The organism is Brachybacterium epidermidis (assembly GCF_015209585.1).
In the GTDB taxonomy this organism is placed as follows: domain Bacteria; phylum Actinomycetota; class Actinomycetes; order Actinomycetales; family Dermabacteraceae; genus Brachybacterium; species Brachybacterium epidermidis.
This window is the reverse complement of sequence record NZ_JADEYR010000001.1, coordinates 173,046-185,588: the sequence shown is the minus strand read 5'-3', so window position 1 is coordinate 185,588 and position 12,543 is coordinate 173,046. Positions and strand designations below refer to the sequence as shown.

At 69.0% G+C, this 12,543-nt stretch carries 15 protein-coding genes and 1 pseudogene; 9 read left to right on the top strand and 7 right to left on the bottom strand.

Annotated features, from left to right (window positions below; genetic code table 11):
• Positions 1-272 precede the first annotated feature (272 nt).
• The 4 genes from IOE58_RS00880 (at position 273) to IOE58_RS00865 (ending at position 4,112) form a co-directional block, all read left to right on the top strand.
• Positions 273-1,247: a transglycosylase family protein gene (locus IOE58_RS00880; RefSeq protein ID WP_193864541.1), complete on the top strand. Its 975-nt coding sequence runs from the start codon at positions 273-275 to the stop codon at positions 1,245-1,247.
• A gap of 277 nt (positions 1,248-1,524) precedes the next feature.
• Positions 1,525-1,845 carry a putative quinol monooxygenase gene (locus IOE58_RS00875; protein WP_193864540.1) on the top strand — a complete coding sequence of 107 codons (321 nt, stop codon included), beginning with the start codon at positions 1,525-1,527 and terminating at the stop codon, positions 1,843-1,845.
• Between the two features lie 38 nt (positions 1,846-1,883).
• Entirely contained in the window at positions 1,884-3,056 is a 1,173-nt protein-coding gene (locus IOE58_RS00870) for a Gfo/Idh/MocA family protein (RefSeq protein ID WP_193864538.1), read from the top strand.
• Positions 3,057-3,278: 222 nt separating this feature from the next.
• Positions 3,279-4,112, top strand: a complete 834-nt coding sequence (locus tag IOE58_RS00865) for a uracil-DNA glycosylase (protein WP_193864537.1) — start codon at positions 3,279-3,281, stop codon at positions 4,110-4,112.
• Between the two features lie 30 nt (positions 4,113-4,142).
• Here IOE58_RS00865 and IOE58_RS00860 read toward each other — a convergent pair.
• Positions 4,143-4,474: pseudogene (locus IOE58_RS00860) on the bottom strand (DUF1349 domain-containing protein).
• Positions 4,475-4,554: 80 nt separating this feature from the next.
• Here IOE58_RS00860 and IOE58_RS00855 point away from each other — a divergent pair.
• The 3 genes from IOE58_RS00855 (at position 4,555) to IOE58_RS00845 (ending at position 6,804) form a co-directional block, all read left to right on the top strand.
• Entirely contained in the window at positions 4,555-5,166 is a 612-nt protein-coding gene (locus IOE58_RS00855; protein ID WP_193864536.1) for an NAD(P)-dependent oxidoreductase, read from the top strand.
• A 114-nt stretch (positions 5,167-5,280) separates the two neighbouring features.
• Positions 5,281-6,150 carry a DUF3152 domain-containing protein gene (locus IOE58_RS00850; protein WP_193864535.1) on the top strand — a complete coding sequence of 290 codons (870 nt, stop codon included), beginning with the start codon at positions 5,281-5,283 and terminating at the stop codon, positions 6,148-6,150.
• A gap of 57 nt (positions 6,151-6,207) precedes the next feature.
• Entirely contained in the window at positions 6,208-6,804 is a 597-nt protein-coding gene (locus IOE58_RS00845) for a 1-acyl-sn-glycerol-3-phosphate acyltransferase (RefSeq protein WP_193864533.1), read from the top strand.
• Between the two features lie 32 nt (positions 6,805-6,836).
• Here IOE58_RS00845 and mgtE read toward each other — a convergent pair whose 3' ends face one another.
• Positions 6,837-8,195: a magnesium transporter gene (gene mgtE, locus IOE58_RS00840; protein ID WP_193864531.1), complete on the bottom strand. Its 1,359-nt coding sequence runs from the start codon at positions 8,193-8,195 to the stop codon at positions 6,837-6,839.
• Positions 8,196-8,637: 442 nt separating this feature from the next.
• Between mgtE and arfB the strand changes: the two genes are divergently transcribed.
• Positions 8,638-9,084, top strand: coding sequence for an alternative ribosome rescue aminoacyl-tRNA hydrolase ArfB (gene arfB / locus IOE58_RS00835; RefSeq protein ID WP_193864530.1), 447 nt, complete (start codon positions 8,638-8,640; stop codon positions 9,082-9,084).
• Positions 9,085-9,247: 163 nt separating this feature from the next.
• On the opposite strand, the gene IOE58_RS14070 is transcribed toward arfB, so the two are convergent.
• Positions 9,248-9,397, bottom strand: coding sequence for a hypothetical protein (locus IOE58_RS14070; RefSeq protein WP_228018437.1), 150 nt, complete (start codon positions 9,395-9,397; stop codon positions 9,248-9,250).
• Between the two features lie 267 nt (positions 9,398-9,664).
• On the opposite strand from IOE58_RS14070, the gene IOE58_RS00825 reads away from it, so the two are divergent.
• On the top strand, positions 9,665-10,039 hold the full coding sequence (locus IOE58_RS00825; protein ID WP_193864529.1) for a VOC family protein: 375 nt from the start codon (positions 9,665-9,667) through the stop codon (positions 10,037-10,039).
• A gap of 80 nt (positions 10,040-10,119) precedes the next feature.
• Here IOE58_RS00825 and IOE58_RS00820 read toward each other — a convergent pair whose 3' ends face one another.
• The 4 genes from IOE58_RS00820 to IOE58_RS00805 form a co-directional block, all read right to left on the bottom strand.
• A complete protein-coding gene (locus IOE58_RS00820; protein WP_193864528.1) occupies positions 10,120-10,551 on the bottom strand; it encodes a HEPN domain-containing protein in 432 nt (143 codons plus the stop codon).
• Positions 10,544-10,888: a nucleotidyltransferase family protein gene (locus tag IOE58_RS00815; RefSeq protein WP_193864526.1), complete on the bottom strand. Its 345-nt coding sequence runs from the start codon at positions 10,886-10,888 to the stop codon at positions 10,544-10,546. Before IOE58_RS00815 ends, IOE58_RS00820 begins: the two co-directional genes overlap by 8 nt.
• Before the next feature lie 296 nt (positions 10,889-11,184).
• Positions 11,185-11,415, bottom strand: coding sequence for a hypothetical protein (locus tag IOE58_RS00810; RefSeq protein ID WP_250646933.1), 231 nt, complete (start codon positions 11,413-11,415; stop codon positions 11,185-11,187).
• Positions 11,416-11,670: 255 nt separating this feature from the next.
• A complete protein-coding gene (locus IOE58_RS00805; protein ID WP_193864525.1) occupies positions 11,671-12,495 on the bottom strand; it encodes an alpha/beta fold hydrolase in 825 nt (274 codons plus the stop codon).
• Between the last annotated feature and the right edge of the window lie 48 nt (positions 12,496-12,543).

Here is a 12,543-nt window from a genome sequence, read left to right as displayed (position 1 = left end):
CGCCTGCGGCGGCGGGGGGCGGCCGCCCGTGAGATGCGCGACCCGGATGCGCACCATGTCACACCGGCGGGCACCGCAGCGCGAGGACCGGTCAAGAGCACTGGTCACGGCGGGCTCGTTCCCACCGACGCGGATACGGATTTCTTCCCAGCAGCGGCACGTCCAGGTCAAATCTCCGTCAGGTACCCCGGAAGGCCTTGATCACCGGGGGCGGGGGAGCACTACGGTGGCCGACGTCCACACACCCGAGCAACGCGAGAGGACGGCTTCACATGTCCACACACGCGAAGACCACCAAGACCACCCTGCTGCGGCGCGGCATGGCCCGCACCGCCACCACCCTGGCGGGCGGCGCACTCGTCGCGACCGGCATGCTCGCCACTGGCACCGCCGCGAACGCGGCCTCCGGCTGGGACGACGTCGCAGCCTGCGAGTCCGGCGGCGACTGGAGCATCAACACCGGCAACGGCTACTACGGCGGGCTGCAGTTCTCCCAGTCCTCCTGGGAGGCCGCCGGCGGCACCCAGTACGCGCCTCGCGCGGATCTTGCCTCCAAGTCCCAGCAGATCGCCACGGCCGAGGTGCTGCTGTCGATGCAGGGCCCGGGTGCGTGGCCCACCTGCGGCGTGCACCTCAGCGGCGGCTCCGACACCAGCGGTGCCCCGGCTCCGGAGCAGGACTCCGGCGACCAGGACTCCCGCGAGGACTCCGACCAGCAGGAGAGCCGTGGGGACTCCGGCGCCTCGAGCAGCCGCAGCGAGCGCAGGGACTCCGGTTCCTCCCGAAAGAGCGAGCCTGCCCGCGAGCGGCAGGGCGACTGGAGCTGCGATGGTGACGGCATCCCGGACAACTGCACCGAGAACGGCTTCACCAAGGAGACCGAGCAGGCACCCCAGAAGCCCGAGAAGAAGCAGCAGGCGCCTCAGCAGGCTCCCACGACGCCGGAGCAGACGGCACCGGCCGGTGCTCCTGATCTGAAGGTCGCCGGCACCCTCAAGGTGGACGGCAAGATGGGCCCCAAGACCATCACCGCCCTGCAGGACTGGCTGGGCGTGGAGCAGACCGGTGAGATGAACGAGGAGACCACCCTGGCGCTCCAGGCCTGGGCCAAGACCGACCAGGACGGCGTGATCGGCCCGAAGACCGTGGCCGGCCTCCAGCACGAGATCGGCGCCGCCCAGAACGGTTCCGAGGACATCGACGAGGACACCGTCGAGGTGCTCCAGACGTTCCTGAACCTGTACTGATCCACTGATCGCCACCGGTCCGCGGGTTCTGCGATCCCCGCAGGACCGGTGACCGCACGATCACCGGCAGCAGCCGCGGCCCCCGCATCCCGCCCACTTCGGTGGAGATGCGGGGGCCTTCGGCATGAAGCAGGGATGACACCCCGCCCGTCGTCGCCCGCTCCCGTTCCGCTGGGCAGCTGTTCTTGCGTGCCGAGAACCGGACTTCCCCCGGCCGGTGGGCAGCAGGCAGGATGGTGGCACCGACCCACCCCTGCCGATGAGAGAGGACCAGGCGATGATCCTGATCAACGTGAAGTTCCCGGTGAAGCCCGAGTACGCGGAGAAGTGGCCGGAGATCTCCCGAGAGTTCACCGAGAAGACCCTCGCCGAGCCGGGCAACAAGTGGTTCGAGTGGTCCCGCAGCGTGAAAGACCCCAACACCTACGTGCTGATCGAGGCGTTCACCGACGAGGGTGCCGCCCCGCACGTCCAGTCCGATCACTTCAAGGCCATGCAGGAGGAGTTCCCGCAGTACCTCTCGGCCACCCCGCAGATCGTCTCCCACCAGGTGGAGGGCGACGGCTGGGGCCCGATGGGCGAGCTGAAGGTCGACTGACCACCGATCCCAGGGTCACAACCGACGAAGGAGACACCATGACCGACAAGAACGTGCGACTCGGGATCATCGGGTTCGGTGCCCAGGGCGGCGTGTACGCCGGATTCATCGCCGAGGGGAGGGTCGAGGGCATGTCCCTCGGCGCGATCTGCGACATCGATCCCGCCAAGAAGCAGCTGGCCGAGGAGCAGCACCCCGGGGTGGCCTTCTACGACGACTACATCGCGATGCTGGATTCCGGGGATGTGGATGCCGTGGTGACCACGGTCCCGCACTACCTGCACCCCGAGATGACCATCGCGGCCATCGGCAAGGGCATCCACACCCTGACGGAGAAGCCGGCCGGCGTGTACACGAAGCAGGTCGAGCAGATGAACGAGTTCGCCGCGGCGCACCCGGAGACCACCTTCGCGATCATGTTCAATCAGCGCACCAACCCGGTGTACACGGACCTGAAGGCCCTCATCGATTCCGGTGAGCTGGGCCGGCTGCGCCACACCTCCTGGATCATCACCACGTGGTGGCGCCCCCAGGCCTACTACGACCAGTCGGAGTGGCGCGCCACTTGGGGTGGCGAGGGCGGTGGCGTGCTGGTGAACCAGGCCCCCCACCAGTTGGACCTGTGGCAGTGGCTGGCCGGCACCCCGCAGAAGGTGTTCGCGAAGCTCGCCTTCGGCTTCCAGCGGGACATCGCCACCGAGGACGAGGTCAACGCCCTGGTGGACTTCGGCGACGGGGCGACCGGTCATTTCCTGACCTCCACCAGCGACATCGCCGGCACCGACCGACTGGAGATGCTGTTCGACGCGGGCAAGATCGTGGTGGACGCCTCGACGAAGGTGACCATCACCCGCCTGACGAAGGACGAGCGCAGCATCAGCGACAGCATGTCCGTGGCCGATGTGGGCCGCCTTTTCAAGGGCGAGATGAACACCGCAGACCTGTTCAGCACCGAGGTGAAGGAGTACGAGTCGGTGTGGGGCGCCCAGCACGTGGACGTGCTCACCAACTTCGCCGCGCACATCAACGACGGCACTGCCCTGATCGCCGATGGTGCCGAGGGCATCAACGGCGTGCGCCTGGCCTCCGGCATGCAGCTGTCGGCATGGACCGGTCGCGAGATCGACCTGGTGGACTTCCCTGCCGATGAGTACCTGACCGAGCTGAACCAGCGCATCGAGGCGGAGGGGAAGTACCCCACCCGTTCCTGACCCCACGGTCGGCGCCCCGGCTCACCACCCGGGGTCGGGGCGCCGAGCCCGCAACCACCCGCGCAACGCCCGCGGCTCGCGCAACCCCCGCTGCTGAGGTGCGCAAGGGCGCTGAGGCCGGTCGTCTGTCAAACCCCGCTGCGGCGCGCGGCACCGCCGTCAGCGTGACACCCTGCAGGTCCGACGTGACACTCTGCTGGTCCGACGTGACACCCTGCTGGTATGGACCAGTTGCTGCCGCACCCCGGGACCGGCGTTCCGCACCCCTCCCCGGTACCACCGGGCAGCGGATGGCCGGGTGACCCAGCGCCCTCCGACACCATCCGCGCGACGACGCCCGCGCAGGTGGCTCGCCTTGCAGCGCGGGCCCGCGCTCTCGACGAGCTGGACGCGCTGGTGTCCGTGTGCCAGGCCTGCCCGCGTCTGGTCCAGTGGCGGGAACAGGTCGCAGGTCAGAAGCGCGCGGCCTATGCGGATCAGCCCTACTGGGGTCGGCCCGCGCCGGGCTGGGGCGATCCGCAGGCGCACGCCCTGATCGTGGGACTGGCCCCGGCTGCACACGGTGCCAACCGCACCGGCCGGATCTTCACAGGGGACCGCAGTGGCGACTGGCTGTACGCGGCGCTGCACCGCGCCGGTCTCGCGAACCAGCCCACCTCGAGCCACGCGGCCGACGGGCTCGAGCTGACCGGGGTGCGGATCACCGCGCCGGTGCACTGCGCTCCCCCGCAGAACCTCCCCACCGCCACCGAGAAGGCCACGTGCGCACCATGGCTTGACCGTGAGATCCAGCTGCTCTCCCCTCACCTGGAATCGATCCTGGCACTCGGCGGGATCGCCTGGACCGAGACCCTGCGCACTGCCCGCCGCCTGGGCTGGACGGTGCCCCGGCCCGCCCCGAGGTTCGGTCACGGCGCCCAGGCCTCGCTGGGCATGCCGGACGGCCGGGCGGTGCGTCTGATCGGCTGCTACCACGTGAGCCAGCAGAACACGTTCACCGGTCGTCTCACCGAGACGATGCTGGACGAGGTGATGGGGAAGCTGCGTCGCGCGTGAGGAGGGGTCTGCGTCGGCGAGGCGGCACCGTCAGTGCAGGGAGGCGTCGGCCTCCAGCAGTCGCCAGGCGTGGAAGGTGACGGTGAGACCGGGCCTGCTGGGCGCACACACCAGCGGCCCCGCCTCCACCTCGCACTCGGGAGCCAGCGGGATCACCCGCACCAGCTGCAGATCCGCCGCACCGTCCTCGCCCACGACCCCGGCACCAGCAGGGCGTGCTCGGAGTCGTGCACGAAGCCGTAGGAGGTGATTCGCCAGGCATCGGAGCCCTCCACGGCGGTGATCAGCAGGTCCTCCCCGTCCTCGGTGACGGCGGCGGGCTCGGTGGTCCAGTGGCCTCGGGACCAGGCGATGGCGCTCATCTGCACAGGTTAGCGTGGAGCTCCCGGGCCGACATCGCACCCGGACCGGGCCACAGGGCCCATCAGAGGAAGAGGTCACCATGCAGATCACCATCGTCGGAGGAGCCAAGGGCACCGGCGCCCAGCTGGCCGCGCTCGCCATCGAGGCCGGTCACGTGGTCACCGTCGTCACCCGCAGCGGCACCGTCCCCGAGGGCGCTGACCGCGTGCTCGGAAGCGCTTCCGACCCGGCCGTCGCACGCCTGGCAGTCACCGGGGCCGACGCCGTGGTGGTGACCGTCGGCGGGGCCAAGGGCGTCGCGCACAATCGAGCGGCGGTCACCCGCACCGTCATCGAGCAGATGAAGCAGGTGGGCGTGAGGCGCCTGCTGGTGCAGTCCTCGCTCGGTGCCGGTGAGTCGGCCCAGCAGATGCCGCTGGCGCTGCGCCTGCCGATGAAGCTGGTGCTGGCCAAGCCCCTGGCCGATCACGAGGAGCAGGAGGCGGCGGTGATGGCCTCCGGCCTGGACTGGACCATCGTGCGGCCCTCCGGGCTCACCGACAAGCCGGCCACCGGCTCCTGGCAGACGCTGGAGACCTCCGAGCCTGGCACGCTGCGCGGTACGATCCCGCGCGCCGATCTGGCCGCCTGCATGCTGGAGGTGCTGGAGGACGACGCGACGATCGGCTCCGCCTTGGGTGTCAGCAGCTGAGAGCTCAGAGGCCCGAGGCTGATCAGCCCTCAAGCTCAGCTGAGCCGCTGCCGCCATCCGGCGATGTCCCGTTGCGCACCCTCTGACAGCCCTGATCAGCACTACGATGCAGCCATGCCATCTGCTCCGACGCGTCCGGCCAGGCTGATCCTGACCCGGCGCGGTCGTCTCGCGCGCGGCATCCTGGTGCTGGCCGCGGTGATCGCCGTGGCGATCGCTCTGGTTCTCGGCATCCGCGCCATCAGTGACGGAAGTGATCCCGCCGGCTCGTCCACCACCGGCGGTGCCCCGACGACGAGCACCGCGCCTTCCGACGGCGGCGGTCCCTCCGACGCCGGTGACGCGGAGGAAACACCCACACCGGAGACAGATCCGGAGCTGACCGGGGACGAGGAGGCCGCGGAACCTGGGCCCGGCCTGCGCACCACCCGCAGCGGCATCGTCCGTTCGGACACCGAGGGCGACGGCACCTGGACCGTGCCCCAGCCGGTACCGCCGGCGGGGGAACCGGCCGGGACCGTGCACCGCTACGCCCTGCGCGTCGAGGGAGGCATCGGCCTCGCCCCGGAGGAGGCGGCCCAGGACGTGGCCGCGATCCTCGCCGACGAACGCGGCTGGGCGTCCGTGCACGATGTGAGCTTCGAGCAGGTGGCCGATCCCGAGCAGGCGGAGTTCACGATTTCCTTGGCCTCACCGCCCACCGTGGACGAGCTGTGCCTGCCGGCGCAGACCCACGGCATCTGGAGCTGCCGGATCGGCGCGGAGGTGGCGCTGAACTCCGACCGCTGGGTGCACATGACCCCCACCTATGACGATGTCGCCGAGTACCGGGCGTTCATGGTCAACCATGAGGTGGGGCACTTCCTGGGCCACGGCCACGAGTCCTGCGGCGGTGAGGGCCTGGCCGCGCCGGTGATGATGCAGCAGAGCAAAGGCCTGCGGGGCTGCCGGGCGAACGCGTGGCCCACCAGCGACGGGTCCTGACAGCTCGGTCGCCCCTCCGTTTGCTCCGGTAGGACAGGGAGGGGCTACGGTGTGCCCATGCTCAGACGCCTCATCGCCCGCACGTTCTGGGCATTCAGCCGCTGGACGCTGGTCATCGAGCCCGCCCCGCAGCGACCCACGATCCTGATCGGCGCCCCGCACACCTCGAACTGGGACTTCGTGTACATGCTGGGGATCGCCTGGCAGCTCGGCATCGATGTGCGCTGGCTGGGCAAGCACACCCTGTTCACGGGCTGGGCGGCGCCATTCTTCCGGGCCGTGGGTGGGATCCCGGTGGACCGCTCGAACCCCCGCGGGATCATCGACGAGGTGGTGCGGCGCGTCCGCGCGGGCGAGGTGTTCGGTCTGGTCATCACCCCGGATGGGACCCGCTCGAACAAGACGGGCCACTGGAAGTCGGGGTTCTACCGGATCGCGATGGAGACCGGGATGCCGGTGACCCTGGGGTACGTGGACCTGCCCACGAAGACCACCGGCCTGGGCCCCACCCTCGAGCTGAACGGGGACGTCGCTGCGGACATGGACCGGATCCGCGCGTTCTACGCCGACAAGGCCGGGGTGCGCCCGGAGCTGCGGGTCGAGCCGCGCCTGCGGGACGAGACCGGCAGCTACGGCACTGCGTCACCGGCCTGAGCCCGCGGCGGAGCGGCGTCCGGGCCGAAGGGTCACAGCCCCAGCACCGCGCGGGCGATGAGGAAGTAGATGATCAGGCCGGTCGCATCGACGATGGTGGTGATGAAGGGGTTGGCGAACACGGCCGGATCCACCTTCAGCAGTCTCCCGATCAGGGGCATCACCCCGCCCAGGGTCGCGGCCAGGGTGCAGATGTTCAGCAGGGTCAGGCCGATGACCGCTCCGATCTGCATCCCGTAGAACGCGGAGGCCACCAGGAATCCGAGCACGCCCAGCAGCACGCCGAGGGTGATGCCGACGCGGACCTCCCGCAGCGCGACCCTGAGGACGTCCCGGGGTCGGACGTCGCCGAGTGCGAGGGCACGGGTGACGGTCGTCGCAGCCTGGTTGCCAGTGTTGCCGCCGGTGCCGATCAGCAGCGGGACGAACACGGACAGCACCACCATCTGCGCAAGGGTGTCCTCGAAGACCTCCAGCACCTGGACGGTGAGCGTGGCTCCGATGGCCAGCACCAGCAGCCACACCACCCGGGAGCGGACGATGGAGCGCACCGGGGTGGCCAGGTACGGGCGGCGCAGGGGCTCGGATCCGGAGATGCGGGCCTGGTCCTCGGAGTCCGCCTCCTCCAGGATGGCAAGGGCGTCGTCAACGGTGAGGATGCCCACCAGGCGGGACTCGGCATCGACCACGGGCAGGGCCAGCAGACGCATGTCGGCGCACAGGCGCGCCGCGCCCTCCGCGCTCTCGGTCACCGTCACCCAGATCGGCTCGGCCATCAGCTCGCTGATCGGCGCCTGATCGTCGGCGGCCATCAGGTCCCGCAGATCCGCGATGCCCACCAGGCACCTCCCCTGGTCCACCACGGGCAGGGTGTACACGGTCTCGGCATCCACGAGGCGCGTACGGATCCGCTCCATCGCCTGCGAGGCGGTGGAATCAGCCTGCAGGGACACCACCTCTGGGCTCATCCGCCTGCCGATGGAGCGCTCCGGGTAGCCAAGGACGACGGCCGTGAGCTCGCGTTCTCCGCGCGGCAGTCCCTGCATCAGCCGGCTGGCGACGGAGGCGGGCAGCTCGTCCAGCAGGACGGCCCGGTCGGCGGGCTCCATCTGGCCGAACACGGCGGCGACGTCCTCGTCCTGGAGCGCCCCGACCAGGTCCCCCTGCACGGCCGCATCCAGCCGCTCGAACACGGCAACGGCACGCCGCTTGGGCAGCAGACGGTAGGCCAGGGCCATGCGCCGGGGATCCAGGCGCTCCAGCAGCTGCACCACCTGGGAGGTGCTCAACGGCTCGAGCGCCTCGGCGACGACGGCCACATCGGTCCCGGCCAGGTCCCGCTCGATGGCGTCACTGACCCTCTCGAACGGGATGGTCCGCTGAGTGTCCATGGGTATCCCTCCATCAGGTCAGTGGGGCACGAGCACGCCGATGCATGGCCGGGCTGGCCACCGGCGCACAGCTCCCACCGAGCAGCAGCCCAATGCCCATCGCCGTGTCACGCGCCGCCAGCAGCAGGGTCAACCCCCGGTACGAGGCATGACGACGCTATCCCACAGATCTGCGAACCATGTCCACATCGCAGCGCCCCCGCATGCCGCGTAGCCCTTGGGAGCGGCTCTGCCTGCGACCAGGTGCATGATGCCGCCGGAGCAGAACACGGAGCCGAACAGCATCCGTACCACGGTGCGGTAACGGTGCCTCCCTCCCCCCTGACGGCGCGGCCGTGTCGTTTTCGAAGCGCAGGCAGGGGCCACGTTGTCCTCACAGGGCTTTGGTCAACGGCAGGAACTGCCCGCCTGGGCCCGGGCCGCCGTGGGGCACACTGGAGCCGTGGAGGATCTGTGCGTGCCCGCGGGCCCCGGTGCGCCCCGTGGGCTGCGCATCCCGGCCGGGGAGCTCGTCGAGCAGTTCTCCCACGCCTCCGGTCCCGGCGGCCAGGGTGTGAACACCGCGGATTCCCGGGTTCAGCTGAGCCTGGACCTCGCCACTACGACCGCGCTGACCGAACCGCAGCGGGAGCGGGTGCTGAGCCGGTTGGCGACCAGGCTGAACGGCACGGTACTGACGATCAGCGCTGCGGAGCACCGCTCCCAGCACCGCAATCGTCGTGCCGCTCGGGAGCGCTTGGCGGGGCTCCTGCGTGAGGCGCTGATCCCGCCGGTCACGCGCCGCGCCACCCGGCCGACGCGAGGATCGCAGCAAAGAAGGCTGGAGGGGAAGCGTCAGCGAGCGCTCACCAAGCAGCAGCGGCGCAGGCCGGGGCGTGATTCGCTCTGAGCACTCCTTCAGAGGCGAAGACCGGGCGCTGGAGCAGTTGGGCAGGAAGCACGTCGATGTCATCGCGCCCGAACAGCGCGCGGGTCTCCTCGAGCAGACCGGACGCACGCATCAGGAGATTCCCCTCGGCGGGATCCATCTCGACGAGGATGTCGATGTCCGATCAGGCAGACGCGGCGCCCCGCGCAACGGACCCGAACAGCTTCGGGTTGGTCGCATCGTACCCGTCGAGGAGCACCTGGAACTCCTCACGACGCGCAGCGAGGAGCTCCCGCAGTGCGAGCTTCTCGGGTGCCATGACGGTCTCAGACATGCTTCCGGGGTACTGGGCCTGGCAGCACGTCGACATGGCGCTCTAGATGTTGAAGCGGAACTCCGCCGCGTTCCGTAACCGAACAACCTCTTCGAGACGTCCGGAGTGTGCACGCGACCGCACCCGGTGACCCGCTACGCTGGTCACGATGATGGCCAGCCAGGTCCCTCGTGGCTGCTCCCGGATCGGCTATCTGGTCGTTCCCTGATCCGCGCCCCTCCTTGCGTGAGTGAATCCAGCTTCGCTCACCACGCGACAAGGAGAACCATGACAGCGCACTTCAACCACCCGACCATCGCCTCGTCGAATCCGGCTGAGATGGCCCGGTTCTATCGCGAGCTTCTCAAGGTAGAGGAAGCCCCCTCCTGGGGCTCGTACGTCAACGTGCAGATCGCCGACGGAGTACTGCTCCAGTTCGCGGCCCCACCGATCGACTTCCCGCCGCGGCACTACGCCTACCTGCTCGACCATGCCCATTTCGATTGGGCATACACGCAGATCACGGCGAGCGGACGCGAGCACTGGGCGGATCCTCAGCGCACGCGCGCCGGCGAGATCAACCATGAGCACGGCGGGCGCGGCGTGTACCTGCTCGATCCCTCAGGGCACTACCTGGAGCTGATCACGCAGCCATACCTGTGATCGCAGACGAGGACGCCCCGCCCTCCATGAAGGGAGCCGGGGCGTCCTCAGCGCCGGAGCTGCAGGCTCGGAGAACCGATTCAGCCAAGATGCACCTCGCATGCGACGACGATCGCTGATGCGGCGCTGATCGCCTCCCTGACGTCCTGGAGGCTCGCCGTCGGATGATCATCACTGGGATACTCCGTCGCGTTGCGCACCTGGCGCATCCAGTCGAACTCCTCGAGAGCGGCATCCTCGATGAACTCGGCGGCAGCCACTCCCGTGTTCCGATGAGCCCCGCCCACCGGGCGCACCCGCAGCCCCTGCGCGGCCAGAACGGCGACAAGTGCCTTGCGCGCAGCGTCGTAGGCTGCCGTGAACGCCATGGCCTGGTCATCAGAGCCGACCAGCGCCTCAGCGGTGCGCACGTGTTGCTTCGCCATCTCGATCACTGCCAGCGCATGATCCCGGTTCACCGCGACCCTCTCCAGCTGGCGGTTCGCGAGCATCCGGGTGATGACGTCAGACATGAAGGTCCCCAGTCATCACGTCGAGGGTGGGTCGTGAGCGCAACGTCGACACGAACGGCGTCGGGTCGTCAGCCTCCCATTCGTCGACGGACAGTCTGGTGACGTTCACCGGTACGTCGAGTCGCTTGCCGGCTTCAGAAGCGACTGCCGTCAGCACCCGGCGCGGGGCAGAACCCAGGACCAGGACATCGATATCGTTCGGGAACAGGCCCGCCTCGCCGGCTCGCCGGGCGGCCCAGGAGCCGTAGATCAGCACGCGCTCAACCCCCTCCACGCCGTCGAACTGTTCGCGGAGGAGGGGCACGGGACCATAGGTGGCGTCGATGATCTCGCGCATGGGCCTGAACAGCCGGTGCCCGACATCGGCTCGCACAAGTCGATTGCGCCCCTCATGACGGTCACGAAGGATGCCGCTCTCCACGAGGCGCCCCACCTCTCGATGAACCACGGGGCCGCTGACGCCGGTGCGTCGACCGAGCTCAGCCAGTGAGAACTCCCGGTCGGGATGCCCCAGGGACTCCGCAAGGATCGCCCCGACTGCATCGGAGCGTACGAATGGAGTCAGCTGCGAGCCGGGAACCTTCACAGAACGAGAAGATATCTTCCACTTATGGGAAGTGTCAATAGTGCGGGTCAGGCGTCGAGGCGGAACTCCACCACGTTCCGTAGCCGAACACCCTTTGGATCCGCGCCGTCAGTCGGTAGCAACGCACTCACGCACCGCCTCGGGAGCACTGAGGCCGAGACCGGGCGCTTGAGCAGTTGGAGAGGGGACACGCCGATGTCATCGCACTCGAACAGCGCGCGGGTCTCCTCGAGCAGACCGGACGCACGCATCAGGAGATTCCCCTCGGCGGGATCCATCTCGACGAGGATGTCGATGTCCGATCCGGCAGACGCGGTGCCCCGCGCAACGGGACCGAACAGCTTCGGGTTGGTCGCGCCGTACCGGTACAGAGCACCTGGAACTCCTCACAACGCGCAGCGAGGAGCTCGCGCAGCGCGAGCTTCTCGGGTGCCATGACGGTCTCAGACATGCTTCCGGGGTACTGCGCCTGGCAGCACGTCGACATGGCGCTCTAGGTGTAGTTGGTCATGACGTTCCGGCACGGCGTACCATCAGCGCCCACTGGCGTGCGTCCCGTTGATTCGCTCGCGGGCCAGCCAGCGACTGAGCACGTCGATCCACATATCGAAGGCGTTGAGGTGCGCGTCATGGCCACCGCCATCGAGATCAATCCTGTCTGTCTGGCACCTGCGCCGGATCAACGCTTCCCGATCGTCGTTGCCGAACATCCCATGCTTCGCGAACCCCGCGAGTGTCGGGACCGTCAGAGCCTGCCACTCGTCCCAGCGAGGCTCGTGCACCGCCTCGATCACGCGCTGCATGACGGCGGCGTCGAAGCGCGGCACGAGGCCATGATCCGTCAGTTCGAAGTCTGCCACCCAGGCGTCGACGATCGCGTCCCCGCCGAGGAACTCTCTCGCCGCGACCTCGTCCTCGAACGGCACTGGCCACGACGCGAAATACGTGCCGAGCTGTGCGGCCTCGCCCGGATCATCGCGGCCCTTCACATGTCCTTCCAGCATCACGAGCCCTTTGATCAGGTCTGGCCGCGCCACCGCGACGAGGAACGCGGTATGGGCTCCCATCGATTGCCCGACGAGCACCGCGCGCTGCCCAGGGACGAGCTCCTCGAGCACTGCGACGACGTCTCCGACGAAGGCATCGCGCGACAGGTCATTGGGAAGCCGTGTGCTCGCACCGTGCCCCCGCTGGTCCACGAGCAGCACCCGATATCCCGGTAACGCTTGCGCCGTCGGCAGCAGCTCGCGCGAGCTCCCCGCGAGACCGTGCAGCAGTACGACGACGGGGCCATCGCCACCGAGGTCAGTGACCGCGATCGAGACACCGTCAGGGCGTAGCACCGTGCGGTTGGTCATGCCACCTCCAGTAGCTTGATCTCGGCAGATGTGCCGCACGTGGCCTTC